This is a genomic window from Cellulophaga omnivescoria (genome assembly GCF_001999725.1).
GTDB lineage: Bacteria > Bacteroidota > Bacteroidia > Flavobacteriales > Flavobacteriaceae > Cellulophaga > Cellulophaga omnivescoria.
In genome coordinates this window covers 19265-45016 of record NZ_MDDP01000018.1, presented here as the reverse complement: position 1 = coordinate 45016, position 25752 = coordinate 19265, and the positions used below count along the sequence as shown (strand labels likewise).

The 25752-nt window shown below is 32.4% G+C and carries 26 protein-coding genes; 13 read left to right on the top strand and 13 right to left on the bottom strand.

Going from position 1 to position 25752, the window contains the following annotated elements; translation table 11 throughout:
- Positions 1-69: 69 nt before the first annotated feature.
- On the bottom strand, positions 70-498 hold the full coding sequence (locus BFJ87_RS09970) for an ankyrin repeat domain-containing protein (RefSeq protein ID WP_077403606.1): 429 nt from the start codon (positions 496-498) through the stop codon (positions 70-72).
- Positions 499-736: 238 nt separating this feature from the next.
- On the opposite strand from BFJ87_RS09970, the gene gpmI reads away from it, so the two are divergent.
- From gpmI to BFJ87_RS09950, 4 genes are all read left to right on the top strand, one after another.
- A complete protein-coding gene (gpmI, locus tag BFJ87_RS09965; protein WP_077403603.1) occupies positions 737-2254 on the top strand; it encodes a 2,3-bisphosphoglycerate-independent phosphoglycerate mutase in 1518 nt (505 codons plus the stop codon).
- A 53-nt stretch (positions 2255-2307) separates the two neighbouring features.
- Positions 2308-3114, top strand: a complete 807-nt coding sequence (gene map / locus BFJ87_RS09960) for a type I methionyl aminopeptidase (protein WP_077403600.1) — start codon at positions 2308-2310, stop codon at positions 3112-3114.
- Between the two features lie 23 nt (positions 3115-3137).
- On the top strand, positions 3138-3929 hold the full coding sequence (locus BFJ87_RS09955; RefSeq protein ID WP_077403597.1) for a DUF3667 domain-containing protein: 792 nt from the start codon (positions 3138-3140) through the stop codon (positions 3927-3929).
- Between the two features lie 79 nt (positions 3930-4008).
- On the top strand, positions 4009-4773 hold the full coding sequence (locus tag BFJ87_RS09950; protein ID WP_077403594.1) for a class I SAM-dependent methyltransferase: 765 nt from the start codon (positions 4009-4011) through the stop codon (positions 4771-4773).
- A gap of 2 nt (positions 4774-4775) precedes the next feature.
- Here the strand turns inward: BFJ87_RS09950 and BFJ87_RS09945 are convergent, their stop codons facing one another.
- The 10 genes from BFJ87_RS09945 to BFJ87_RS09900 form a co-directional block, all read right to left on the bottom strand.
- A complete protein-coding gene (locus BFJ87_RS09945; protein ID WP_077403591.1) occupies positions 4776-5810 on the bottom strand; it encodes an FAD:protein FMN transferase in 1035 nt (344 codons plus the stop codon).
- The gene (locus BFJ87_RS09940; RefSeq protein WP_077403588.1) at positions 5788-6147 is read right to left on the bottom strand and encodes a Na(+)-translocating NADH-quinone reductase subunit F; all 360 of its coding nucleotides are present in this window, start codon (positions 6145-6147) and stop codon (positions 5788-5790) included. Before BFJ87_RS09940 ends, BFJ87_RS09945 begins: the two co-directional genes overlap by 23 nt.
- An 87-nt stretch (positions 6148-6234) precedes the next feature.
- Positions 6235-6633 carry an ankyrin repeat domain-containing protein gene (locus BFJ87_RS09935; RefSeq protein ID WP_077403585.1) on the bottom strand — a complete coding sequence of 133 codons (399 nt, stop codon included), beginning with the start codon at positions 6631-6633 and terminating at the stop codon, positions 6235-6237.
- A gap of 190 nt (positions 6634-6823) precedes the next feature.
- Positions 6824-7207 carry an ankyrin repeat domain-containing protein gene (locus tag BFJ87_RS09930; RefSeq protein ID WP_077403582.1) on the bottom strand — a complete coding sequence of 128 codons (384 nt, stop codon included), beginning with the start codon at positions 7205-7207 and terminating at the stop codon, positions 6824-6826.
- A 221-nt stretch (positions 7208-7428) separates the two neighbouring features.
- A complete protein-coding gene (gene nqrF / locus BFJ87_RS09925; RefSeq protein WP_077403579.1) occupies positions 7429-8736 on the bottom strand; it encodes an NADH:ubiquinone reductase (Na(+)-transporting) subunit F in 1308 nt (435 codons plus the stop codon).
- Between the two features lie 2 nt (positions 8737-8738).
- Positions 8739-9473 (bottom strand): NADH:ubiquinone reductase (Na(+)-transporting) subunit E, encoded by a 735-nt coding sequence (gene nqrE / locus BFJ87_RS09920; RefSeq protein WP_077403576.1) that lies wholly within the window; start codon positions 9471-9473, stop codon positions 8739-8741.
- Between the two features lie 27 nt (positions 9474-9500).
- Positions 9501-10163 carry an NADH:ubiquinone reductase (Na(+)-transporting) subunit D gene (locus tag BFJ87_RS09915; RefSeq protein ID WP_077403573.1) on the bottom strand — a complete coding sequence of 221 codons (663 nt, stop codon included), beginning with the start codon at positions 10161-10163 and terminating at the stop codon, positions 9501-9503.
- Between the two features lie 3 nt (positions 10164-10166).
- Entirely contained in the window at positions 10167-10916 is a 750-nt protein-coding gene (locus BFJ87_RS09910) for a Na(+)-translocating NADH-quinone reductase subunit C (protein WP_077403569.1), read from the bottom strand.
- A gap of 20 nt (positions 10917-10936) precedes the next feature.
- Positions 10937-12139: an NADH:ubiquinone reductase (Na(+)-transporting) subunit B gene (locus BFJ87_RS09905; protein WP_077403566.1), complete on the bottom strand. Its 1203-nt coding sequence runs from the start codon at positions 12137-12139 to the stop codon at positions 10937-10939.
- A gap of 3 nt (positions 12140-12142) precedes the next feature.
- Entirely contained in the window at positions 12143-13492 is a 1350-nt protein-coding gene (locus tag BFJ87_RS09900) for a Na(+)-translocating NADH-quinone reductase subunit A (RefSeq protein WP_077403564.1), read from the bottom strand.
- 183 nt (positions 13493-13675) lie between these two features.
- Between BFJ87_RS09900 and BFJ87_RS09895 the strand changes: the two genes are divergently transcribed.
- From BFJ87_RS09895 to pruA, 3 genes are all read left to right on the top strand, one after another.
- Positions 13676-14920 carry a type IX secretion system plug protein gene (locus tag BFJ87_RS09895; RefSeq protein ID WP_077403561.1) on the top strand — a complete coding sequence of 415 codons (1245 nt, stop codon included), beginning with the start codon at positions 13676-13678 and terminating at the stop codon, positions 14918-14920.
- Between the two features lie 253 nt (positions 14921-15173).
- Complete coding sequence (gene apaG / locus BFJ87_RS09890) at positions 15174-15560, top strand: Co2+/Mg2+ efflux protein ApaG (RefSeq protein ID WP_077403558.1); 387 nt, start codon at positions 15174-15176, stop codon at positions 15558-15560.
- A 92-nt stretch (positions 15561-15652) separates the two neighbouring features.
- Positions 15653-17281, top strand: a complete 1629-nt coding sequence (pruA, locus tag BFJ87_RS09885; RefSeq protein WP_077403555.1) for an L-glutamate gamma-semialdehyde dehydrogenase — start codon at positions 15653-15655, stop codon at positions 17279-17281.
- Positions 17282-17600: 319 nt separating this feature from the next.
- On the opposite strand, the gene rsmG is transcribed toward pruA, so the two are convergent.
- Complete coding sequence (gene rsmG, locus BFJ87_RS09880) at positions 17601-18236, bottom strand: 16S rRNA (guanine(527)-N(7))-methyltransferase RsmG (RefSeq protein ID WP_077403764.1); 636 nt, start codon at positions 18234-18236, stop codon at positions 17601-17603.
- 233 nt (positions 18237-18469) lie between these two features.
- Here rsmG and BFJ87_RS09875 point away from each other — a divergent pair, with 233 nt between their 5' ends.
- The 6 genes from BFJ87_RS09875 to BFJ87_RS09850 all read left to right on the top strand — a co-directional run bounded on the left by BFJ87_RS09875 (position 18470) and on the right by BFJ87_RS09850 (position 24296).
- Positions 18470-19570 carry a fatty acid desaturase family protein gene (locus BFJ87_RS09875; RefSeq protein ID WP_077403552.1) on the top strand — a complete coding sequence of 367 codons (1101 nt, stop codon included), beginning with the start codon at positions 18470-18472 and terminating at the stop codon, positions 19568-19570.
- A 15-nt stretch (positions 19571-19585) separates the two neighbouring features.
- The gene (locus BFJ87_RS09870; RefSeq protein ID WP_077403549.1) at positions 19586-20770 is read left to right on the top strand and encodes a pyridoxal phosphate-dependent aminotransferase; all 1185 of its coding nucleotides are present in this window, start codon (positions 19586-19588) and stop codon (positions 20768-20770) included.
- 32 nt (positions 20771-20802) lie between these two features.
- On the top strand, positions 20803-21741 hold the full coding sequence (locus BFJ87_RS09865; RefSeq protein WP_338064794.1) for an RluA family pseudouridine synthase: 939 nt from the start codon (positions 20803-20805) through the stop codon (positions 21739-21741).
- A 34-nt stretch (positions 21742-21775) separates the two neighbouring features.
- A complete protein-coding gene (locus BFJ87_RS09860) occupies positions 21776-22849 on the top strand; it encodes a DUF3667 domain-containing protein (protein ID WP_077403543.1) in 1074 nt (357 codons plus the stop codon).
- A gap of 101 nt (positions 22850-22950) precedes the next feature.
- Positions 22951-23799, top strand: a complete 849-nt coding sequence (locus tag BFJ87_RS09855) for a ChaN family lipoprotein (protein WP_077403762.1) — start codon at positions 22951-22953, stop codon at positions 23797-23799.
- A gap of 11 nt (positions 23800-23810) precedes the next feature.
- Positions 23811-24296, top strand: coding sequence for a nuclear transport factor 2 family protein (locus BFJ87_RS09850; protein WP_077403540.1), 486 nt, complete (start codon positions 23811-23813; stop codon positions 24294-24296).
- On the opposite strand, the gene BFJ87_RS09845 is transcribed toward BFJ87_RS09850, so the two are convergent.
- Positions 24262-25752 (bottom strand): TrkH family potassium uptake protein, encoded by a 1491-nt coding sequence (locus BFJ87_RS09845; protein ID WP_077403537.1) that lies wholly within the window; start codon positions 25750-25752, stop codon positions 24262-24264. The two genes, BFJ87_RS09850 and BFJ87_RS09845, sit on opposite strands and share 35 nt — an antisense overlap.

Sequence of the window (25752 nt, the reverse complement as noted above, 5' to 3'; positions counted from 1 at the left end):
TATCAGCATTAAAAAATCCCTTTAATTTTAATTAAAGGGATTTTTTGGTTGATGATTGTTGGATGAACTCTACTTTCTTTTTCTTTTATTTTTTCTTGCCAACTTTTTTTCTTTAGCTACTTGCCCTAAAAAAGCTATAGTTTCTTTTGCGTTAGATAATTCTGCGTGCTTCATTATTGTACGCCCTTTATCACACTTAATTCTTAAATCTGCACCATTGGCTACAAGTATTTCTAAAATTTCTACTTTATTGTAACGCGCAGCAAATATAGCAGGTGTCATTCCGTTAGACTTTTCATTTACATCTACTCCAAACTCTATTAACTTACGCACTGTTTCTACATCGCCCTTTAAAATAGCTAAACAAAAAGGACTTACTACCTCAATTTTAACCTCCTCTACCCTGTAGTTTGGTTGTATACTATTAATAACATTTGCTTTTACTACTGTTGTTGCTGCAACTAAAACTGCTGCAAAAACTAAAATTGTTGTTTTCATGATGATTGTTGTTTTCTGATTTATTTGATGAATTATATACACAAATAAAGACGACCTTTAATAGCTTATGTTTCAGTAAAAAATGATTATAACATAATTTTAACAAGCGTTTACAGATACGATATCGTTTTAGTTAAACCAATACGTTAACACTTTCTAAAAAATAAAAAAAAGACAAGCCAGTTAGCTGTAAAACTTAATAATTGGTGCTATTTTTGAGTAGCAAAAAAATAAGAAGATGAACAAAAAAGTTATTTTAATGATTTTAGATGGATGGGGTAAATCTCCAGACCCTAAAATCTCGGCCATAGAAAACGCAAATACTCCTTTTATAGATAGTTTGTATAGCAAATATGCAAATGCTAATTTATTAACCGATGGAATGAATGTTGGTTTACCAGAAGGACAAATGGGTAACAGTGAAGTTGGACACATGAACCTTGGTGCTGGCCGCATTGTTTATCAAGATTTAGCTAAAATTAATTTAGCTGTTAAAGAAAATACTCTTAAGGATGAAGAAGTAGTTAAAAATGCCTTTAAATACGCCAAAGAAAATAATAAAGCTGTACATTTTTTAGGACTTTTAAGTAATGGTGGTGTGCACTCACACACATCACATTTAAAAGGACTAATTAGCGCGGCACAAAGTTATGGTATAGAAAAATCTTTTATACATGCTTTTACAGACGGAAGAGATGTTGATCCTAAAAGTGGTAAAAGCTACGTAAATGATATTATTACCTTTTGCAAAGATAAAAACACCAAATTAGCAAGTGTTATTGGTCGTTACTACGCTATGGACAGAGATAAACGTTGGGAGCGTGTTAAATTGGCATATGACTTATTAGTTAATAATGCCGGTACAAAAACCAACAATATAGAGCAAGCTATACAAGATAGCTATGATAACGATGTTACAGATGAGTTTGTTAAGCCAATTGTTGTAACAGATGAAAATGGTACTCCTGCAGCTAAAATACAAGAAGATGACGTTGTTATTTTCTTTAATTTTAGAACAGACCGCGGTAGAGAACTTACAGAAATGTTAAGCCAAGATATGTTTCATGAATACAATACACATCCTTTAAAATTGTATTATGTTACAATGACAAATTATAACGAAGCCTATAAAAATGTGCACGTTATTTACGATAAAGCAAATATTGATGAAACTTTAGGTGAAGTTTTATCTAAAGCAGGAAAAAAGCAAATTCGTATTGCAGAAACAGAAAAATATCCTCACGTTACTTTTTTCTTCAACGGAGGTAGAGAGGTTCCTTTTGATGGAGAACAACGCATTTTATGTCCGTCTCCAAAAGTTGCAACGTATGATTTACAACCAGAAATGAGTGCTTTTGATATTAGAGATGCCATAATACCCGAGTTAGAAAAAGGAGAAGCAGATTTTGTTTGCTTAAACTTTGCTAATCCAGATATGGTAGGCCATACAGGAGATATGCAAGCTGCAATAAAAGCCTGCGAAACTGTAGATAGTTGCGCGGAATCAGTTATTACAACTGGTTTAAAAAATGATTACACCACTATTGTGATTGCAGATCACGGTAATTGCGAGACTATGATAAACCCAGATGGCAGCCCCAACACTGCACATACAACCAATCCTGTACCACTAATTTTGGTAGACAAAGAATTAAAACAAATTAATGACGGTGTTTTAGGAGATATAGCACCTACAATTTTAAAATTAATTGGTGTAGAGCAACCAAAATTAATGACTCAAAAATCTTTAGTTTAAGATTTGTAGTCTTATAATACGGATTTTATAAGATTGTTTTACCTTTGCACACTATGGTAAAAATTAAAACACCTGAAGAAATAGAAATAATGCGCGAAAGTGCATTAATGGTTTCTAAAACACTAGGCATAATTGCTAAAGAAATTAAGCCTGGTGTTACCACATTGCAATTAGATAAAATTGCAGAAGAGTTTATAAGAGATAATGGAGGTATACCCGGTTTTTTAGGATTATATGATTTTCCTAATACGCTATGTATGAGCCCTAATGAACAAGTAGTACACGGCATCCCAAACAATAAGCCATTAGAAAATGGTGAAATTATATCTGTAGATTGCGGCGTTTTAAAAAACGGTTATTACGGAGATCACGCATACACTTTTGAAGTTGGAGAAGTAGATCCGGAAACTAAAAAGTTGCTTGATATTACCAAGCAATCATTATATGTAGGCATAAAAGAATTTAAAGCAGGTAATAGAGTTGGTGATGTTGGTTTTGCAATACAACAATTTTGTGAAGCAGAGGGGTATGGAGTAGTTCGTGAACTGGTTGGCCATGGCTTAGGTAAAAAAATGCACGAAGGACCAGAAATGCCAAACTACGGTAAGCGTGGTAGAGGTAAAAAGTTTGTAGAAGGTATGGTTGTTGCAATAGAGCCAATGATTAACCAAGGCACAAGAAAAATTGTACAACATAAAGATGGTTGGACAATTACAACATTAGACAACAAACCAAGCGCACATTTTGAGCACGATGTGGCAATTGTAAATGGTAAACCACAATTATTATCTACTTTTGACTATATTTATGAAGCCCTAGGAATAGAGAGTAATGAAGAGGATGAGTTTAGGGTAAAATAACAACCTAACCATATCTTTAATTTATGAATTGCAAAACTTGCAATACAGGCATTGCAGACACACATAAATATTGCTCTAATTGTGGAGCAAAAATAGTTTTAGACAGAATATCATTAAAAGGCGCATGGCAAGAGTTCATTGGGCCTTTTTTTAGTTGGGACAATAACTTCTGGAAAACCTTTTTTAACTTATTTACAAAACCTAAAGAGGTTTTAGAGGCTTATATTGATGGTGCTCGCAAAAAATATTTTCAGCCATTTTCATATTTGGTCGTTTACGCAACTATTGCCTTAATTATTAATAAAATTTTCCCTAGTACAGAAGTAGCAGATTTTACTAACGGTATTAAATACGGTATAGGAGATGCTAACCCCAAAGCTCCAAAAGAGGCATTAGAAAGCCTAAATATAATATATCAATTTTACTCTAATTATTATAATCTAATTATAATATCTAGCATTCCTGCGTATAGCTTACTAACATATTTAACTTTTAAAAAAAGAGACCACAACTATTCAGAGCATTTAGTTTTTAATGCATATTTACAAGCCAATTTAGGCTATATACTTATTGCTTCACAACTTATCTTTTATAACCTTATAGGGCTTTCAAAAGGAATAGTTTCAAGTGCATTTCTTGTTATATCTACTATTTATGCAATATATGTTTTTATAAAATTGTATAAACTTACATTTAAACAAACACTATATGCCTTTTTTAGATATATGGGCTTTATTATACTAGCCTTTATTATTTTTATAATTTTAAGTATTGGTATTGGTATTTTGTATGCAATGACAATAAAAACTAGCTAAAACATACTTTTAAAGTATATTTACGTTTTAATAATTGCTACCCAAAAATGCAGCAAACATTTAGTACCTGAATACATTTATGAAAAAGCTTTTTAAAACCATTTTAAACACAATACCCAGGCCTTTATTAATAAAATTAAGTTATGTATTGCGTCCTGTACTAACTTTTTTTATGCGTGGTAAAACCTATGTAGACCCAATAGATGGTAAAGGCTTTAAAAAGTTTTTACCGTACGGATATGAAAAGCAACGAGACAATGTATTATCTCCTTCTACACTATCATTAGAGCGCCACAGATTGCTTTGGCTTTATTTACAGAGTGAAACAGACTTTTTTACAGCAGATCTTAAGGTGCTACATTTTGCGCCTGAACAAGCGTTTTATAAGCGTTTTAGAAAAATGAAGAATTTAGAATACACTACCACAGATTTAGAATCTCCTTTAGCAGATGTAAAAGCAGATATTTGCAACTTACCATTTAAAGACAATACTTATGATGTTATACTATGCAACCATGTTTTAGAACATATACCAGATGACACCAAAGCTATGCAAGAAATGTACAGAGTTTTAAAACCTGGCGGATGGGGTGTTTTTCAAATACCACAAGATTTGAGCAGAGAAAATACTTTTGAAGATAATAGTATAACCGACCGAAAAGAGCGCGCCCGTATTTTTGGACAGTATGACCACGTACGTATTTACGGCAAAGATTACTTTACCAAATTAAGAAAAATTGGTTTTATGGTTGAAGAGGTAGATTATACAAAAAAAATATCTCCTCAAGATGTAGCAAAATATTGCTTAGCAAAAGGAGAAATACTACCTGTTGTAAAAAAATAACACTACTCTACTATTAAATCCTTAAATCCCTTAGTTATATATTCTTTAACATTGCCTGCATTATCTAAATAAATAATATAAGCCTGTAAAGTAGTATCTTTTTCAATTATTTTTTTAGAATCTTCTAAATCCATTGCCATAAAAGATGTTGCATAACCATCTGCTTTAGCACAATTTCCAGTAATAATGGTAGCTCCTAAAACTTTTGCATTTTTAGTATACCCGGTTTTAGGGTCTAACGTATGTACATATTTTTCTTTAGTAATTGGATCCACTCTAAAATGCCTATAATTACCAGATGATGCCATAGCAACATTTTTAAGTTTTACTGCTGCCTTGTAATTATTTCTATCTTCTACCTCAGGATCATTTATGCCCACAACCCACTTTTTTTGTTTCTTTAAATTTTCACCTTTAGCAAAAATTTCACCTCCAACTTCAATTAAAAAATTTGTAATACCTTTTTTCTCTAGCATTACTGCTAGCCTATCTATAGAATACCCTTTTGCAATAGCATTAAAATCAAACAAAATATTAGAACTAGCTTTTTTAATAGTGCCCTTATTAGTTAATTGTACCTTATTAAAACCAACATATTCTAGTAAGCTATCAACTTTAGAACTATCTAATTTTATTTGCTCACCAGGGCCAAAACCCCAAGCATTTACCAAGGTCCCAACAGTAGGATCAAAATATCCATTTGTTTTGTTATTAATGTCCTTTGATAAATTAAAAACCTCTTTAAACATATGATCTACCTGTAATGTTGAGTCTCCTTCATTAATTTTAGAAATATCAGACGACGGCATATATGTAGACATAGATTTGTTTATCACTTTAAAAACAGAGTCTATTTCTTTTTGGTAGTTAACCTTTTTGTTTGAAAAGTAAATAATACTGTATGATGTACCCAAGGCAGAACCATTATTACGGTTTTCTACAATTTTAGGTTGAGCATCATTTTTACAAGAACTAAATGTCAAAACAACTGTAATTATCGTAATAAGTTGTAATTTATACTTTAATAAGTCCATCATAATCTACTATATATTCTTCATTTAAATAAACTGGCAAGTTAGGATCAGAAGCATTTGTTAACCTTACACCTGCATAATAAGCCGTGGCATCCATTTTTTCTGCATGCTCTTTCATTTTTCCCATAAAAGCAATGTCATACGCATTAGGATTATTAGGATAAGCAATAGCTCTAACAACAATAAAATGTAATACTTTATCTTTTAAACATACAAACTGTGGGTTGCGTTTGGGTTTGCTATTAACCCCCATAAACTCATAGCCATTTGCTTCTAAATGCTTGCCAACAATATTCATTGCCAAGTTATGAAGTTCTTGTTCTGTTAAAGGTTTTCCCATAGTGCAAAATTAAAATAAAAAAAAGAGACTGCCCCACTAAAGAAGCAATCTCTTTCTAACTAAATTAAATAAGAAACCTTTTAAAGCTTATAAGCTTTTTAAATATTTTACTGCAGCGTGTGCATTAGCAGCTTTAGCATATTTTAATGCTGTAGCACCTATTTTAGATTTTGCTTTAACGTCTGCACCGTTAGAAACCAATAGTTTCATTAATTCCACGTTGTTATACCTTGCTGCATACATTAATGGTGTCATTCCCATTACTCCAGATTTCTGATTAATATCTGAACCAAATTCTAAGAATTTTTTAGTTGTGTCAAAATTCCCCTTTACAACAGCTATGCTTAAAGGTGTTAAATCCTTAATAGTTGTTTTTACAATTTTTAAATCTTTTTTAAGTATTGGTCTATCTGGACCATTACTTGCAGATAAACTTGTTGCTACTAAACTAAATACGATTCCGAATGCGATAACTGATTTTTTCATGATAATTGCTTTTTGATGTGATGATTGTTTTTTTGTTTTCGTTTAATGTTTGTTGTTTTTGTACTACACTTATATAGACGACGAATAATTAATTTTGTTTCAGAAATTTTTCATTATAACTTTTATTTAACACTGATTAGGAGTTAGTTAAAAGCTTGTTAACGTTCTAAAAACAAGTTGTTAGCATTACCTAAATAGATTGTAAAAACGCAACGGCTTCTGGTGCATTAGATAATTTTGCATACCCTAACGCCGTGTATCCTATTTTAGATTTTAATGTTACATCTGCACCATTACTAATTAACAATTTTAACAATTTTACATTGTTATACCTTGCCGCGTACATTAATGGCGTCATACCAGAAATAACAGATTTTTGATTACTATCTGCACCGTATTCTAAAAAACTTGCAGTTGTTTTATAATCTCCTTTTGCAACAGCAATACTTAAAGGAGACACATTTTTAATGGTAGTAACATTCATTTTTTTAAGCGGTAATGGCTTTTTTTCTGATGCTACAGAAGTTGCTACAACACTTAATAAAAGACTACATACGATGATTGATTTTTTCATGATTGATGATTTAAATGATTATTATTTTTTGATTACACTGTAAAAGTATAACAGCTTTGTAGTATAATAAATAGTTTTATGATGAGCGGTAATAACCAAGAAGCGAACGGTTACAGGCAAGAAAATTTTGAAAACAAAACACAAAAGAGCACCAACTTTTTTATACAAAAAAAGCCGATACTTTATGTATCGGCTTTTAATATATAGTTTTTATAATTGGACTATCCTCCAAAGTCATCAAATCTGATGTGCTCATCTGGAATACCAAAATCTTCACCCATTTTCTGAACAGCTTTGTTCATTAAAGGAGGTCCACAGAAATACAATTCAATATCTTCTGGTGATTCATGGTGATTTAAATAGTTATCTATAACACAATTGTGAATAAAGCCTACAAAACCATCCCCTGGTGCATCTATATTTTCTTTTACTTTCCAGTTATCTTCAGGTAAAGGCTCAGAAAGTGCTAAGTAAAACTTAAAGTTAGGGAATTCTTTTTCTAACTCGTAGAAATGATCCAAGTAGAATAACTCTCTCTTAGAACGGCCACCATACCAGTAAGTAACTTTTCTTCCTGTTTTTAATGTTTTAAATAAGTGGTATAAGTGAGAACGCATTGGCGCCATACCAGCTCCACCACCCACGTAAAGCATTTCAGATTCAGATTCATTTATAAAGAACTCACCGTAAGGTCCAGAAATAACAACTTTATCTCCTGGTTTTTGCGCAAATATGTATGATGATGCTACACCTGGGTTAACATCCATCCATCCGTTTTTAGCTCTATCCCAAGGCGGAGTAGCAATACGTACGTTTAACATAATTTCACGACCTTCTGCAGGGAAAGAAGCCATAGAGTAAGCTCTCTCTACAGTTTCTTCGTTTTTCATTACTAAAGGCCACAAATTAAATTTGTCCCATTCTGCCTGAAACTTATCTGGAGTTTCATGTTCTTCAGGGTGAGCTGTGATATCTATATCAGAATACTTAATTTCACATTCAGGAATTTCTATCTGAATATAACCTCCAGCTTTGTAGCCCATATCCTCTGGAATTTCAACTACAAATTCTTTTATAAATGATGCAACATTGTAGTTACGTACAACTGTAGCATCCCATTTTTTAATACCAAATACTTCTTCAGGAATGGTAATTTCCATATCCTGCTTAACTTTAACCTGGCAAGCTAAACGCGCCCCGTGGTTTAATTCCTTTTTAGAGAAGTGAGGTGTTTCTGTAGGTAAAGCATCTCCACCTCCAGATAATACGTGACACTCGCACTGTATACAAGTACCACCACCACCACATGCAGATGGTAAAAATATTTTTTGATTACCTAATGTTGTAAGCAAAGAACTTCCTGAACCTACTTCAACTTTCTTTTCTCCGTTAATGGTTATAGTAACAGGACCAGAAGGAGATAATTTTTCTTTTGTAAAAAGTAAAAGAGCAACTAATAATAACAATAACGCCATAAAAGCAATTACTGTAATTACAATTGTACCTATTGTGCTTGTAGCTAAAATCATTCTTATTTATTTAAAGCGTTATTGTAAGAAACTGAATTTTCATCAATTTCATTTTTAACTTCCTTGTCTTGTACTTTCTGTGCAGTTTCTGTTGCTTCTTTTTTAGGAGCATCATCACCACCAGTTAACATACCACCAAAGCTCATAAAACCAATAGCCATAAGACCTGTAATTATAAACGTAATACCTAAACCTCTTAAAGGAGCAGGAACGTTAGAGTATCTAATTTTTTCGCGAATGGCAGCTATTGCTAAAATTGCTAAAAACCAACCAATACCAGAACTTATTCCGTAATTAAAAGCTAAACCTAAGGTTTGTATATCTCTAGATTGCATAAATAATGAACCACCTAAAATGGCACAGTTTACAGCAATTAAAGGTAAAAATATACCCAAAGAGTTATATAATGATGGCGAAAACTTTTCTACTACTATCTCTACCAATTGTACCATTGTTGCAATAGTTGCAATAAATAATATAAATGATAAAAAGCTTAAGTTATAATCTGCATACTCTGGCCCTAACCAAGCTAAAGCTCCATCTCTTAATAAGTACTGATCTAACAACCAGTTCATAGGTACAGTTACTGCAAGTACAAATATTACTGCAGCACCAAGACCAACGGCTGTGGATACTTTTTTAGATACTGCCAAATAGGAACACATTCCTAAAAAGGTAGCAAATACCATATTATCTATAAATATGGATTTAAAAAATAATTCTACATGTTCTAACATAACATTGTATTTTTTATATAACTAATTCTAGTTTTCTTCTATTAATGCCTTATTTCTTGAACGTTGTACCCAGATAATGATACCAACTACTATTAGTGCCATTGGAGACAGTAACATAAATCCGTTGTTTTCATACCCAAGCGCATATAAACCTGTAGGACCTGTTTCTGGACTACCAATAGGATCTCCTAATACTTTAAATCCTAATAAAGTACCAGAACCCAAAAGCTCTCTAAAGAAACCAACAATAATTAAGATTAAACCGTAACCAAAAGAGTTTCCAATACCATCTAAGAAAGATCTCCAAGGTCCGTTTGCCAAAGCAAAAGCCTCAAAACGTCCCATAATGATACAGTTTGTAATAATTAACCCAACAAATACAGAAAGGGTTTTACTAAGTTCATACGCAAATGCTTTTAGCACTTGATCTACAATAATTACCAAGGCAGCTACTACTACCAATTGTACAATAATTCTAATTTTAGAAGGTATAATATTTCTCATTAAAGAGATAACAACGTTACCAATTCCTAATACAAACATTACCGAAACCGCCATTACTATTGACGCCTTTAACTCTGCTGTAATTGCCAATGCAGAACATATACCTAATACCTGTATAGTAATTGGGTTGTTGTCTGCTAATGGATCTAATATTAGATTTGCATCTTTTTTAGAAAGTAATCCCATTTCTTATTTTTTAGCTATAGTTTCTAAATAATCTTGATAAAGTTTAACGCTTTCTTTAATCATAGCCGTTACACCATTACCTGTAATGGTTGCACCTGCCAAAGCATCAACTTTGTTATCGTCTTTTCTTTCGTTAATTGGATCATTGTTACCTTTAGCAACACTAATTCCAACAAACGCGCCATTATTTAATATAGACTCTCCTTTAAAATCATCCATAAAATAACGTTGCTTTATGTTTGCTCCTAGACCAGGCGTTTCTCCTTTGTGATCAAAAAAAACACCTTGTACTTTTAAGTCTTCGCCTACTGCAACAAAGCCCCAAATAGCATCCCAAAGACCTTTACCTCTCATTGGTATAATGTAAGACTTTACTCCGTCTTTTTCACCAATAAATAAAGGCAACTTTCTAGTTTCTCCATTTTTAGCAGCTGTTTCTTGCTTTTTTAAATCTATTAAATAAGCTTCGTCATTTGGCGTAATTTTACCATTTTCAATAACTAGTTGCTCTTTAATATATTTTTTAAACTCAGCTTCTACTTTATCTGTAGGTATAAAATTTATACTTCCTTCGTCTACATTATCATTAACACCCATTGCATAAAGGATGTTTTGTTGCTTCTCAAACTTTTCATTCATCTTAATTTTACCACTTAAACTAGATGCAGTAAATGCTAAGATAGAACCCACAACTACAACCATTACGGCTGCAAAAATGACGGTGTAACTATTTTTATCTGTATTAATTGCCATATCTATTCTTTTAACGCTAATTAAGCTGTAGCTTTATTTGATCTTTTTAAACGTTTTTTAACATTGCTTTGTACTACATAATGATCTATAGTTGGAGCAAAAACGTTCATTAATAATATTGCTAAGAATACGCCTTCTGGATAAGCAGGGTTAAACACTCTAATTAAAACAGAGATAAACCCAATAAAGAAACCGTAATACCATTTTCCTTTATTTGTTTGTGAACCAGTTACAGGATCTGTGGCCATGTATACAATACCAAAAGCTAAACCACCAACAAGTAAATGCTGCCAAAACTCAAAGCTCATTAATCCGTAAAACTTACTTCCTTCACTAATCCAGTCCGCACTAACAACCCCGTTAAAAATTAACCCCATTGTTAAAGCTCCAATTACAGCACTTAACATAATTCTCCAGCTTGCTATTTTTGTAAAAATCAAAAACAAACCTCCTAAAAGAATTAAGAACGTAGACGTTTCACCTACAGAACCTGGTATAAAACCAAAGAACATATCTGAAATTGAGTATGACGCATCTGTATTTTGTGCTAACTGTCCTAAGATAGTTTCACCAGAAATAGCGTCTGCAGTACCTGCTCTTTCTACAGCCTCATGCACCCAAACTTTGTCACCACTCATCCAAGTAGGGTAAGCAAAAAATAAAAATGCTCTAATTGTTAATGCTGGGTTTAAGATATTCATACCTGTACCACCAAAAACTTCTTTCCCTATTACAACACCAAAAATAACAGCTATAGCTAACATCCATAATGGTGTATCTATTGGTACAATAAGAGGCACTAACATTCCAGTAACCAAGTAACCTTCTTCTACCTCATGACCTTTAATAACAGCAAAAATAAATTCTACTGCTAAACCAATAACATAAGATACTATTACCAGTGGTAATACTGTTGTTAAACCTACTAAAAAGTTATCCCACGTTAAAAAATCATTTAGTAACGAAAAATCTGCAGGAAAACCATTAATTGCAGAATAATGTTGGTAACCAGCATTAAACATCCCGAAAATTAAAACCGGAATTAACGCCATTATTACCGTATTCATTGTACGCTTTAAATCGTCTGCTGCTCTTACGTGAGACCCAGAGTGCGTAGTTTCATTAGGCAAGTACAAAAACGTATGGATTGCATTAAATGCAGGTGCCATTTTTTTGCCTTTATACTTTTCCTTTAAATTGTGTAATGTATTTTTAAGACCCATCTTTTATCCTATTTCTTTTTGTAATAAGTCCAACCCTTCTCTAATTATTTGCTGGTGTGGCTGTTTAGATATACAAATAAACTCTGTTAAAGCAAAGTCCTCTGGAGCAACTTCATACAAGCCTAATTGTTCCATTTCATCTAAATCTTTTATCATACAAGCCTTTAGCAATTGCATTGGATAAATATCTAACGGAAATACTTTTTCATAAGCTCCTGTTACTACAAATGCTCTATGTTCACCATTTGTATTGGTGTTTAAATCGTATTTTTTCTTAGGATTTAACCAAGAGAACGTCATTGCTCTTGTTGAAGATATTTTGTTAAAAATTGGCTTATTCCAACCAAAAAATTCATAATCATCTCCTTCAGGAATAACAGTTACAGTATTGTTATAAAATCCTAAATAACCCTCTGGACTAGTTTTAGAACCTGTAAGAACATCACCGTTAATTACTCTAAAGTTTTCTATAGAAACTCCGCTACCATATAAAAATGTAGAAATTTCTGACCCAATAGTAGTGGTATAGTATTTTGGAGATTTAACTGCAGAACCAGCTAATGCAATAGTTCTCTGAGGGTTAAATTTACCTGTTAACAACAACTCTCCTATAATTACTAGGTCTTGCGCATTAACAGTCCAAACTACTTCTCCTTTATTTACAGGATCTATCTTATTTATTTGTGTACCCACTAAACCTGCCGGATGCGGACCAGCAACTTTATGTTCTGTTACACCAGACAAACCAGACAATGGAGAGTTGCTACTACCCACAGAAACGTGTATTTGGCCAGATGTTAAAGTTGCTAGTGCTGTTATAGCTGCTTGCAATTCTTTTTCTTTGCCTTGTAACACATAATCTAAATTGGCTGCTAATGGAGCTGTTGTGTATCCTGAAACAAATATAGCCTTTGGAGCCACGTTAGGATTTGCAACAACATCATACGGTCTTTGTTTTATAAAAGGCCAACAACCAGACATAAGCAACTGCGACTTAACGTCTTCTGCAGATGCGCTTGCCAAGTTTAGCGTACTGTGTTCTACTACTTCACCACTTTTATTAGCGCGTATTTTCAGCGTTAATATTCTTCTCCTTGCTCCTCTTACAATTTCCACAAGCTCACCAGACACAGGAGAAACAAACTTCATTTCTTCTACATCTTTGTTGTAAAAAATAGGCTCACCTGCTTTTACAGTAGCTCCCTCTTTTACCAACATTTTTGGCATTATTCCGTGAAAATCGTTAAGATTTATTGCATAAACATTGCTTAAAACCGCTTTAGAAGTAGTTTGCTCAGCGGCACCGACTAGGTTTATATTTAAGCCTTTTTTTATTCGAATGTCTTTAGACATATTATTGCAGACCTTAGGTTAACAAAATTTCGTGCAAATTTAAAGTTTTAAGCGCAAACTTCCTTGTTAAATCAACTAAGATGTTTTTATTTATATTAATTCTAAATAAAATTTTAACACTTTTTATTCACTTAAATTTTAGGCACAACTTTTGCTTATCTTTGTGATACAATTTTTAAATAAATGAAACATTACTCTTTTTTACTTTTTATAATTTTAGTTGGTTTTTCTGCTTACGCACAAAACGCTGTAGAAAAAGATGCTCCTAACCATATAAAATCTATTGTATTTAAAGGTCCTACAGAAGATCAATTTCCTGTTGTACAATTAGGAGATAATATTTATTTAGAGTTTGATGATTTAACTGCTTCTGAGGAAGATTATTATTATAAAATATCATACTATAATTATGATTGGTCTCAATCAACACTCTCTAAATCTCAGTATTTAAGTGGTTTTGACAATCTTAGAATTACAAATTACGAAAATAGCTACAATACATTGCAAGCCTACTCTAACTACCGTTTACAAATACCTAACAACAGTATTAGCTTAAAAATTAGCGGTAATTATATGTTAGAAATTTACAACAGCTATGACGAGCTTCAGTTCTCTAGACGCTTTATTGTTTACAAAGATGCTGTTTCCGTAGGTGTAACAACTAAAAGAACAAGAGACTTTGAGTTTTTAAATGAAAAACAAGCCATACAAATTGCCATAAATTCTGGAAATTTTCAACTTATCAACCCAAAAAAAGAGGTTAAAGTTACAATTCTAAAAAACTACTATTGGCCTACTGCAATTACCAACTTAAAACCACAATATACTATTGGCAAGGAGTTACTATACAAATACGACAAAGAAAGTAGTTTTTTTGGCGGTAATGAGTTTTTAAATTTTACTACAAAAGATTTACGCGCAACTAGCACTGCAATTGCACGTGTAGAGATGAAAGAATTGTACAACCATTATATGTATGCAGATCTAATTAGAGCCAACGAGCCTTATACCTATTACCCAGATATTAACGGAGATTTTGTTATTACCACCCAGCAAGGAGAAGACGCCTCTAGAGAATCTGAATACACTAAGGTACATTTTAAATTACCTTATTCTGATATTATTGGACTAAATGACGTTTACGTATTTGGAAAGTTTAATAATTACGCAATTACAGATGAAAATAAAATGGTTTATAATGAAAAAACAGGTTATTTAGAAGCCTGCCTAACACTTAAACAAGGCTTCTACAATTACAAATATGTAATAAAAACAGATAAAGGAGAATTAAAACCTAATGCAATTGGCGGCAATTTTCATTTTACAGAAAATAATTATTTAGTATTGGTTTACTACAGAAATTTTGGAGACCAGTATGATAGTGTTATTGGTATTGGAAGTGGAAACTCAAGAAATATAACCAACTAAAAAAAACAATTACGGTTCATTGAACAGGTGTAATTGTTTGTTTACCGAAAAAAAGTTCGTTCAGCGAATATATGAAAGCCGAACAAGCTACTTTAAATTTTCCTTTTTATATTTGTATGTAGCGAATGTGTCACGTTTATAACAACTTACACATTTCTACTTTAAAATAAAAGGGCGTATTACACAGTAATAAAACATTCTTTTTTTTAAACATAATACACAAATTGAGTATTATATTTTAAAGTTAAAACGTATGACTACACAAGTTACTAAAGGCATAAAAATATCGGTTAGCACCAATTTTGAAGGTACATTTTTTAAGAACTACAAAATGCATTACGCATTTGGCTATACAGTAACCATAGAAAATCTAAGTAAAGAATCTGTACAATTAACATCTAGACACTGGGAAATTTACGACTCTTTAAACGACTTAGAAATTATGGATGGCGAAGGCGTAGTTGGCAAAAAACCAGTTTTAAATCCAGGGCAATCTCATACCTACAACTCTGGCTGTTTACTTACATCTCCTATTGGAGCTATGCGCGGACACTATAATATGATAAGCTTTACAGACGGCAAAAAATTTAGAGTTTACATACCTAGTTTTAAATTTAGCGCTCCTTTTGCTTTAAATTAAAATATCTAAATTTCTAACTTTCTAATTGTTTTAATAACGAATAGGATTTTACTACATTTGTTACAATTATTTAATTTATAAAACGTAGCACAATGGGTAAAGGATTTTTTGAAGTTCCAACCGCTTTTAACGAACCAATAAAAAGCTATGCTCCGGGCACACCAGAGCGCCAAGCTGTATTAGAGCAATACAAGGCTTATTACAACGGTAATGTAGATGTTCCTTTATATATTGGAGCAGAAGAGATAAAAACAGGCAATACTAAGCCAATGTCTCCTCCGCATGATCATAAACATATTGTAGGCCAGTACCATTTAGCAGAAAAAGAACACGTAACTAAAGCTATAGAAAATGCTTTAGAATCTAGAGAAGCCTGGGCAAACCTTGCTTGGGAACAACGTGCAGCTATCTTTTTAAAGGCAGCAGAGTTAATTGCTGGTCCTTACAGAGCAAAAATAAACGCTGCCACAATGATGGCACAATCTAAAACAATACACCAAGCAGAGATTGATGCTGCCTGTGAACTAATAGACTTTTTACGTTTTAATGTGGAATATATGTCTCAAATATACGCAGAGCAACCAGATTCTGCTGAAGGTATTTGGAACCGCGTAGAATACCGTCCGCTAGAAGGGTTTGTTTACGCTATTACACCATTTAACTTTACTGCTATTGCTGGTAATTTACCTGCAAGTGCAGCTATGATGGGGAATGTGGTTTTATGGAAGCCAAGTGATAGTCAAATTTTTTCTGCAAAAGTAATTGTAGACATATTTAAAGAGGCTGGTGTACCAGATGGCGTTATTAATGTTGTTTACGGAGACCCAGTAATGGTTACAGAAACTGCTTTAGCTAGTCCAGATTTTGCTGGTTTACATTTTACAGGATCTACTTATGTTTTTAAAGAACTTTGGAAGCAAATTGGCAATAACATACACAATTACAAAACCTACCCTAGAATAGTTGGCGAAACAGGAGGTAAAGATTTTATTTTAGCTCACAAAACTGCTAATCCTGCACAAGTAGCTACTGCAATTGTACGTGGCGCTTTTGAATTTCAAGGGCAAAAATGTAGTGCTGCATCTAGAGTTTACCTACCTAAATCTACTGCAAATGAAGTATTAGATTTGGTAAAAAGAGACCTAGACTCTATTAACAAACCAGGTTCTCCGGAAGATATGAGCAACTTTGTTACTGCTGTTATTCATGAAGGTTCTTTTGATAAACTTGCTAAATACATAGATGGTGCTAAGGCTGATGATAATGCAGAAATTGTAGCTGGTGGTACTTATGATAAATCTAAAGGTTACTTTATAGAACCTACTGTAATTGTAACTACAGACCCTAAATATACTACAATGGAAACTGAACTTTTTGGTCCTGTTGTAACTATTTACGTGTATGATGATAAAGATTGGAAAGAAACACTTAAGCTAGTTGATGGTACATCTGAGTATGCATTAACAGGTGCTGTATTATCTACAGACCGTTACGCTATAGAAGAAGCTACAAAAGCACTACAAAACTGTGCTGGCAACTTTTACATTAATGATAAACCAACAGGTGCTGTAGTTGGCCAACAACCATTTGGTGGTGCAAGAGCATCTGGCACAAATGATAAAGCTGGCTCAGCACAAAACTTACTACGTTGGGTTTCTCCAAGATTAATTAAGGAAACATTTGTTACTCCAACAGATTACAGATATCCATTTTTAGGATAAACCTTTTTTAAATATATATCTAAAGCCAAAACAGCAGATAATTAGCTGCTTGTTTTGGCTTTTTTATGCATAAAAATTAAGCTATTGCGCTATTAAATTGCTTTGTAAACAATTTTAATGTAAATTTAACGTTAAGCTAATGTAAACATATAGTTTACTTATTGTAAATTTGTATAATTAAACAGAAAGACTATGAAAGAGAGCGTTACACACACAGAAAAAAAGAGAAAAAAAATTAGCATAACCAACATATACAGCTATATGAAGAGTTATGCTAAAAATTGCAAGTATTCTTTTAACAGAATGCTTAGTATTTAATTTACCCTTTGTACTTTAAAGGTAAATAAACCACTTTTTTGGTTTCAAAAAAGTCTTCCGTAAAATGGTCTGCCAGGTTGTATATTTCCGTAGTTTTATAATCTTTTAACTCCTCAGACAAATCACCACCTTTAAGGTACAAAATACCATTGCGGCGTTCATGAACAGATTCCTTTTTAATACGTCCTTTTATCCAACGAACAAATGTGGGCATAGCGGCTACCGCTCTACTAACTATAAAATCAAACTTAGTATCTAAGTCCTCTACCCTCATATGTTTAGCGGTAACATTAGTTAATCCTAAACCGTCTACAACGTGTTGCACTACTTTTATTTTTTTACCAATTGCATCAACTAAAGTAAATTGGGTTTCAGGAAAAAGAATTGCCAAAGGTATGCCTGGAAAACCACCACCAGTACCAACATCTAAAACAGTTGTTCCTGGTAAAAACTGCTGAAATTTTGCAATACCAGTTGAATGCAGTACGTGGCGCAGATATATTTCATCTATATCTTTCCTAGATACCACATTAATTTTTTGGTTCCAATCTGCATACAAAGCTTCAAGCTTTATAAAATACTGCTTTTGCTCTTCTGTTAAGTCTGGAAAATACTTAAAAATAATATCTGCCTTCATAAATTTTATCAAAGTTTTGGCAAAAGTAAGCATTTCCATAATCATAAAAATTTCTTATTTTAAGATAATTATCATATTATAAAAAGTACTTTTGCATTATCTTTACTTAGTTTTTGTGACTATTAAAAACTTATAGATCATAATTATCAAAATAAAATAAAACATCTACATATAAAATACAATCCTCAAAAAAGTAACTATAGAGGAAATCAGAATTAAGAATTTAGAAAAATATGGAAAATAAATCAATTAGGTTTTCACGTAAAGACTCTGCTCAATTTTTTAAAACATTGAACAAACGTGTAAATACTTATTTTAAAGAAAACGATATTAAAAAAACTGGTAACTGGAAACTACACGTTAAAACAGTTATTATGTTTACACTATTTTTAGCGCCTTACTTTTTAATACTAACCCTTGGCTTACCAATTTGGGCTAATTTACTACTTACAATTGTTATGGGTGTTGGTATGGCTGGTGTTGGTATGAATGTTATGCATGACGGTAACCACGGTGCATACTCTAACAACAAATGGGTAAATAAAATAATGGGTGGTAGTATTTACATACTAGCTGGTAATGTTTACAACTGGCAAGTACAACACAATGTTTTACACCATACATACACAAACATTCATGAACATGACGAAGATTTAGAAGCCGGTAGAATTTTACGTTTTTCTAAGCATGCAGAATGGCGCAAGCATCACAAATTTCAGCATTTTTACTCAGTTTTTTTATACGGTTTACTAACGTTTAACTGGGCTATTACTACAGATTTCCAGCAAATGTACCGTTACATGAAACGCAATTTATCGTACGGTAAGAAACCAAGTAAAATTGGCAACTGGAGTACTTTAGTAATTACAAAATTATTATACATTACTATTTGGATTGTTTTACCATTACTTTTTGCTAATGTAGCTTGGTGGCAAGTTCTCCTAGGTTTCTTTATTATGCATTATGTCGCTGGTGTAATTTTGAGTGTCGTATTTCAATTAGCACATGTTGTACATGATGCAGAAACACCTTTACCAGATGAAACAGGCACAATGAAAAACACTTGGGCTATACACCAATTATTTACAACTGTAAATTTTGGCACTAAAAACAAGATTGTAAATTGGTTTACTGGCGGATTAAATCATCAGGTTGAACATCATATTTTTCCGAATATTAGTCATATTCATTACACAAATATCTCTAAAATTGTGAAACAAACGGCAAATGAGTTTAATTTGCCATATAATGAATACAAAACTACTAGAAAAGCTATAATTTCGCACTTTAAACATTTAAAGGAGCTGGGGAAAAAACCTGCTTTACAGTACTAGTAAAAACAAAAAAGTATGAGCAATCACTTATCTAACAGAATTACAAACATGTCTACCTCTGCCACTTTAGCAATGGCAGCAAAAGCAAGAGAATTACGCAACGCTGGTAAAGACATTATTGGTTTAAGTTTAGGAGAACCAGATTTTAACATTCCAGATTTTATTAAAGATGCAGCCAAACAAGCTATAGATGATAACTACAGCAGTTACTCTCCTGTAGACGGTTATGCAGATTTAAAACAAGCTATTGCTAATAAGTTTAAAAGAGATAATAACTTAACGTACGGACTAAACCAAATTGTGGTTAGTACCGGTGCTAAACAATCTTTAGCTAACATAGCAATGTGTATGCTTAATAAAGGAGACGAAGTAATTTTACCTGCTCCTTACTGGGTTAGTTATAGCGATATTGTTAAACTTGCAGAAGGAACTCCTGTAGAAGTAGCTACTAGTATAGATACAGATTTTAAAATGACTCCTGCACAACTAGAAGCAGCTATTACCCCTAATACTAAAATGATGTGGTTTAGCTCTCCTTGTAACCCTAGCGGATCTGTATACAGCAAAGAAGAGTTAGAAGGCTTAGCAGAAGTATTAAAAAAGCACCCTAATATTTATGTGGTTTCTGATGAAATTTATGAACACATAAACTTTAGAGGCGGACACGTTAGTATTGCTGGTATAGATGGTATGTATGACCGTACTATAACAGTAAACGGTGTATCTAAAGCTTTTGCTATGACCGGTTGGCGTATTGGTTTTATTGGCGCACCAGAATTTATTGCTAAGGCTTGCACTAAGTTTCAAGGGCAAAACACAAGCGGTGCTAATGCTATTGCACAACGTGCAACTATCGCTGCTTTGGAAGCTCCTGTAAGTAAAATACAATTTATGATTGATGAGTTTCACAAAAGAAGAGATCTTGTTTTAGAGCTGTTAGGAGAAATTGAAGGGTTTAAATTAAATGTACCTGAAGGTGCTTTTTATGTTTTTCCAGACATCTCTGCATTTTTTGGTAAAACTTTAAACGGTACTACTATTAACAACGCGTCAGACTTATCTATGTACTTATTAGAAAATGCAAACGTTGCTACAGTAACCGGAGAAGCTTTTGGCAACCCTAATTGCATACGTATTTCTTATGCGGCATCAGAAAAAGAATTAAGAGAAGCTATAAGCAGAATTAAAGCTGTTTTATAATTTAAGCATCTTAAAACCATACAAAAGGTCTTATTAGCATTTGCAGTAAGACCTTTTTTTATACATTTACTTTTCTTAAAAACTTTATTATTTCTACAGAAACACACATAGCAACTATACAAAAAGAGCCTATTAGGTTTCAAGACTATGGAGCTGGTATTTTTGTTGGCATAGCCACAAAATCTGCTTTAAAAAAAGCCATAAAAAAGGGGTTAATTTATATTGATGAAAAAAAAGCATCTACCGCCACATTTATAAAAGGAGCAGAAAAAATTACCTATTATAAGCCTGAAGAAAATAGAAATAAAAAAAAGTTAGAATTAAAACTAGACGTAGTATACCAAGATAACTTTTTAGCAATTATTAACAAACCCGCAGGAATATTAGTTAGTGGAAATTCCTTTAAAACGATAGATAACGCACTAGAACAAAATATTAAAAAAAGTAACTTGCCAGACGCAACTAAGCCTAGACCAGTACACAGGTTAGATTACCCTACAACAGGCTTGCTAATTATAGGAAAAACATCTACCAGCATATTGGCTCTTAATAAGCTTTTTGAAAATAAAGAAATAACCAAGACGTATTTAGCTGTTACCATTGGCAAAATGCCTGTAAAAGGAATTATAAATACTATGGTGGACAACAAAAAGGCTCTTTCTAAATACACCGTAATAAAAAGTATTACCTCTACAAAGTATGCCCATTTAAACCTTGTAAAATTAAATCCAGAAACTGGAAGAAAGCATCAACTAAGAGTACATTTATCCTCCATAGGAAATCCAATTTTAGGCGACCATGAATATGGTATTCCCGAAAAAATTTTAAAAGGAAAAGGTTTATATCTACACGCCTATTCCATAAGTTTTATTCATCCATTTACAAATGAAAAAATGAGCTTTAAAATAGAGCCTCATAAAAAATTCAACAAGCTATTTCCATCACATATTTATTCCGATTTTCAGCTTTAAATAAAATAATTATCTTAGCTACAAAACCATATAAATGTCCCACCAAAATACTACTTGTAAAAACTGCGAAAACAAATTTGATGCAACTTATGAATTTTGCCCACATTGCGGACAAAAAGTAAACGACAAGCTTACAGTTGGTGTATTATTTAGTAACACAATTAAAAATTACTTTTCTGTAGATGCTAGGTTTTTTAAAAGTTTTTTTCCTTTACTTTTAAAACCAGGGTATTTACCAACCAAGTTTATAGAGGGCAAACGTTTATTATATCTTCACCCTGCTCAATTATACTTATTTTCATCTATTGTATTTTTCTTTTTCTTCTCATTTAAGGTGAGTAAGCAAGAACAAGAAATTAGGGAAACTGTAAAATCAGAAAAGACACTTAAACAAACTATAGATTCTATAAAAAAGTACAACACAAATGATTCTTTAGCCGCTGCCACTGTTATAGAGAAACTAAAGCAGAACCAAGATAAAACAGGTCTAAAAGATGAGGAATTAGCCAAATTAGATTCTATTATTAAAGGACAAAATTATAAAGGTGATGACTTTATAGCTTTTGGTTTTAACGAATCTAAAGTAGACTCTTTAATAGCTATTAACGCTCCAGACTCTTTAATAACTAAAGAAATGGGCAGAAAAGAAGATGCTGGTTATTTTACTAAAAAAGCATACACTCAAGTTTTAAAACTTTATAAAGATAATGGTAGTTTAGCAAGCATACTACACTCGTTTTATGACACTATCCCAATTGCTTTATTTTTTCTGTTACCAATATTCGCATTTATTCTAAAATTACTTTTTTACAACAAAGGGCCATTTGCATACCACTTGGTGTTTGCTTTTTACTATTTTTCATATCTATTTAGCACATTTATAATTTTATTACTAATTAGTTTTGTGTGGCCTAGTTTCCCTGGTTATATTCAATTTTTAATTATACTCTCAACCTTTATATATTTGTGTATTGCTCTACAAAAATTTTATAGACAAGGTTGGCTTTTAAGTTTTTTTAAAGGCTCTTTAGCTACTTTTATTTATTTTGTAATTGTAATACCCATAACAATTACAATACTAAGTGCTTTTGCATTTTTAATGTATTAAATAGTAGCACATAGTTACTTTAAAAAAAACATAGCGTTTATAAATACTACAATTCTCTACTAATAATGTTAACTTTAGTAAAATTCAAAAAAAATACAACTGTGAAAATATTTCAAATTGCTATAGCCTTACTTTTTTCCTTATCAATTTATAGTCAAAAACCAGCATATGTTATTTACAATGCTAAAGGTAAAAAAGTAGTATACAAGAAAATGCTAAAAGACCTAAGCAAAAAAAACATTGTTCTTTTTGGAGAATTACACAATAATGCCATTGCTCACTGGTTAGAACTTGAGGTTACCAAAGACCTAAACAAAAACAAAAAAATTGTATTAGGTGCAGAAATGTTAGAGGCAGACAACCAAACACAAGTTAACAATTATTTAAATGGCCTTATAGATGCAAAAACGCTAGATACAGTTGCTAGATTATGGCCTAATTACAAAACAGACTATGCCCCTTTGGTAAACTATGCAAAAGAAAACAAACTACCATTTATTGCTACTAATATACCAAGAAGATATGCTAGTTTGGTTTATAAAAAAGGGTTTACAGGATTAGATTCTTTATCTAGCTTAGAAAAAAGTTGGATAGCTCCTTTGCCTATTATTTTTGATAGCGAGTTGCCTACTTATAAAAACATTTTAAAAATGATGGGAGATCATGGCACACCAGAACTTGTTATGGCACAAGCAATAAAAGATGCTACTATGGCACATTTTATATTAAAAAACTACAAATTAAATACCACTTTTATACACTACAATGGTGCGTACCACTCTAACAACTACGAAGGTATTTTATGGTATTTAAAAAACAAAAACAGTAATTTAAAGTATGCAACAATTAGCACCGTAAACCAAGAAAACCTGTCTAAGCTAAAAGAAGAATATTTAAATATTGCAGATTATATTATTTGTGTTGATGCTGACATGACAACTACCTACTAAAACAAACAACTATGAGCAACTATGAATTAATTGAAAAATTTTACACCTCTTTCTCTAATGCGGATGTAAATGGTATGCTTAGTTGTTACCACGACAACATTGTGTTTACAGACCCTGCCTTTGGCACTTTAAAAGGAGACAGAGCAAAAGCAATGTGGCAAATGCTATTAAGTAGAAGTAACGGAGGAACACAAATAACATTTAGTTCCATTACAACTAATGAAAACAAAGGAAGTGTAAATTGGAAAGCGGTGTACACTTATGGACCAAAAAAAAGAAATGTTGTTAACAACGTAACTGCAAGTTTTACTTTTTTAGATGGAAAAATAATAAAACACACAGACTCTTTTAACTTATGGAACTGGTCTAAACAAGCGTTAGGTACAAGTGGCTATTTATTAGGATGGTCTCCTTTTTTTAAGTCTAAAATACAGGCCAAAACAAACAATTTATTAGATAAATTTATATCTTCTTCCAGAAATACGGAGTTAAAATAATAAGCACCGTAAACAACTCTAACCTACCAGCTAACATTAAAAAGGCTGTCCACCATTTTCCTAAAGCAGGTAAGCCATCAAAATTAGCTAACGGATTTAAACTACCTAAACCTGGACCAACATTACCCAATGAAGTTGCTGCACCACCAATAGCTGTAATAAAATCTAAGCCTAAAAAACTAAGTACTAAAGCTCCAATAATAAAGAGTAACATATACAAAACTAAAAAAGCAATAATGTTGTATACAATTTTTTCTGGCACCATTTTATTATTATAACGAACAGGTATAATTGCATTTACGTGGAGTGTACGTTTAAACTCTAACAAGCCGTTTTTTATAATTAATAAATGGCGCATAACCTTTATACCACCAGATGTAGAACCTGCACAACCACCTAAAAACATTAAGCCAAAGAAAAAGACAGTTAAAAATGGAGTCCAACTTGTAAAATCTGCCGTAACAAAGCCAGTTGTGGTAATTACCGATATAATTTGAAATAACGTGTGCCTAAAAGCACTTTCTGCCTCACCTAAAACCATTGGGTGATAATCTGATACAGGAACATTTGCCTTTAAATAAACAGTAACAGCAGCAATTAAAGTAAAAACTACAACAAAGCCAGTATAAAACTTAAACTCCTCATCCTTTAACATTCTTTGTATTTTACCTTTAAAAGCAAAGTAGCTTAATACAAAGTTACTACCGGCCAAAAACATAAATAAAATAACAATATACTGTATTAATGGATCATTATTCCAATATGCTAAACTTGCATTTTTAGTAGAAAACCCACCTGTTGATAATGTGGCCAAAGAATGGTTTATAGCATCAAAGAAAGACATTCCTGCCAGTTGCAACAATATTGTTTCTGCTATAGTATAACCTACATAAATATACCATAATCTTTTTGCTGTATCTGTAATACGTGGGTGTAATTTATCTGCACTTGGGCCAGGAGATTCGGCAGAAAATAACTGCATACCACCAATACCTAAAATTGGCAAAATTGCAATGGCCAAAACAATAATACCCATACCACCAATCCAATGCGTTAAACTTCTCCAAAAAAGAACGCCTTCTGGTAAAATTTCAATATCATTTAAAATGGTTGCCCCTGTTGTTGTGTAACCAGAAACAGTCTCAAAAAAGGCATTAGTAAAACTAGGTATAGAATCTGTAAATAAATACGGTAACACACCAGAGATAGACATAACAATCCACCCAAATGTTACAATTAAATACCCCTCTTTTCTCTTTACTTCTTTTTTGTGCCCTTTTGTACTTAACATTGCCATAGCACCAGCTGCTAATGTTACTAATGCTGCCATACCAATTTCTAAAGTGGCACCATCTTTATAAATGGCACTAATACCAGCAGACAAACCCATAAAACCGCCATTGCAAAGAAGCAATAAGCCCATTATGTGAACAATAATTTTATAATTAAGCGTCAT

Bases quoted from the DNA above. Each gene is read 5' to 3' on its own strand.
- BFJ87_RS09970 (WP_077403606.1), bottom strand. From the start codon at position 498: ATGAAAACAACAATTTTAGTTTTTGCAGCAGTTTTAGTTGCAGCAACA.
- gpmI (WP_077403603.1), top strand. From the start codon at position 737: ATGAACAAAAAAGTTATTTTAATGATTTTAGATGGATGGGGTAAATCT.
- map (WP_077403600.1), top strand. From the start codon at position 2,308: ATGGTAAAAATTAAAACACCTGAAGAAATAGAAATAATGCGCGAAAGT.
- BFJ87_RS09955 (WP_077403597.1), top strand. From the start codon at position 3,138: ATGAATTGCAAAACTTGCAATACAGGCATTGCAGACACACATAAATAT.
- BFJ87_RS09950 (WP_077403594.1), top strand. From the start codon at position 4,009: ATGAAAAAGCTTTTTAAAACCATTTTAAACACAATACCCAGGCCTTTA.
- BFJ87_RS09945 (WP_077403591.1), bottom strand. From the start codon at position 5,810: ATGATGGACTTATTAAAGTATAAATTACAACTTATTACGATAATTACA.
- BFJ87_RS09940 (WP_077403588.1), bottom strand. From the start codon at position 6,147: ATGGGAAAACCTTTAACAGAACAAGAACTTCATAACTTGGCAATGAAT.
- BFJ87_RS09935 (WP_077403585.1), bottom strand. From the start codon at position 6,633: ATGAAAAAATCAGTTATCGCATTCGGAATCGTATTTAGTTTAGTAGCA.
- BFJ87_RS09930 (WP_077403582.1), bottom strand. From the start codon at position 7,207: ATGAAAAAATCAATCATCGTATGTAGTCTTTTATTAAGTGTTGTAGCA.
- nqrF (WP_077403579.1), bottom strand. From the start codon at position 8,736: ATGATTTTAGCTACAAGCACAATAGGTACAATTGTAATTACAGTAATT.
- nqrE (WP_077403576.1), bottom strand. From the start codon at position 9,473: ATGTTAGAACATGTAGAATTATTTTTTAAATCCATATTTATAGATAAT.
- BFJ87_RS09915 (WP_077403573.1), bottom strand. From the start codon at position 10,163: ATGGGATTACTTTCTAAAAAAGATGCAAATCTAATATTAGATCCATTA.
- BFJ87_RS09910 (WP_077403569.1), bottom strand. From the start codon at position 10,916: ATGGCAATTAATACAGATAAAAATAGTTACACCGTCATTTTTGCAGCC.
- BFJ87_RS09905 (WP_077403566.1), bottom strand. From the start codon at position 12,139: ATGGGTCTTAAAAATACATTACACAATTTAAAGGAAAAGTATAAAGGC.
- BFJ87_RS09900 (WP_077403564.1), bottom strand. From the start codon at position 13,492: ATGTCTAAAGACATTCGAATAAAAAAAGGCTTAAATATAAACCTAGTC.
- BFJ87_RS09895 (WP_077403561.1), top strand. From the start codon at position 13,676: ATGAAACATTACTCTTTTTTACTTTTTATAATTTTAGTTGGTTTTTCT.
- apaG (WP_077403558.1), top strand. From the start codon at position 15,174: ATGACTACACAAGTTACTAAAGGCATAAAAATATCGGTTAGCACCAAT.
- pruA (WP_077403555.1), top strand. From the start codon at position 15,653: ATGGGTAAAGGATTTTTTGAAGTTCCAACCGCTTTTAACGAACCAATA.
- rsmG (WP_077403764.1), bottom strand. From the start codon at position 18,236: ATGAAGGCAGATATTATTTTTAAGTATTTTCCAGACTTAACAGAAGAG.
- BFJ87_RS09875 (WP_077403552.1), top strand. From the start codon at position 18,470: ATGGAAAATAAATCAATTAGGTTTTCACGTAAAGACTCTGCTCAATTT.
- BFJ87_RS09870 (WP_077403549.1), top strand. From the start codon at position 19,586: ATGAGCAATCACTTATCTAACAGAATTACAAACATGTCTACCTCTGCC.
- BFJ87_RS09860 (WP_077403543.1), top strand. From the start codon at position 21,776: ATGTCCCACCAAAATACTACTTGTAAAAACTGCGAAAACAAATTTGAT.
- BFJ87_RS09850 (WP_077403540.1), top strand. From the start codon at position 23,811: ATGAGCAACTATGAATTAATTGAAAAATTTTACACCTCTTTCTCTAAT.
- BFJ87_RS09845 (WP_077403537.1), bottom strand. From the start codon at position 25,752: ATGACGCTTAATTATAAAATTATTGTTCACATAATGGGCTTATTGCTT.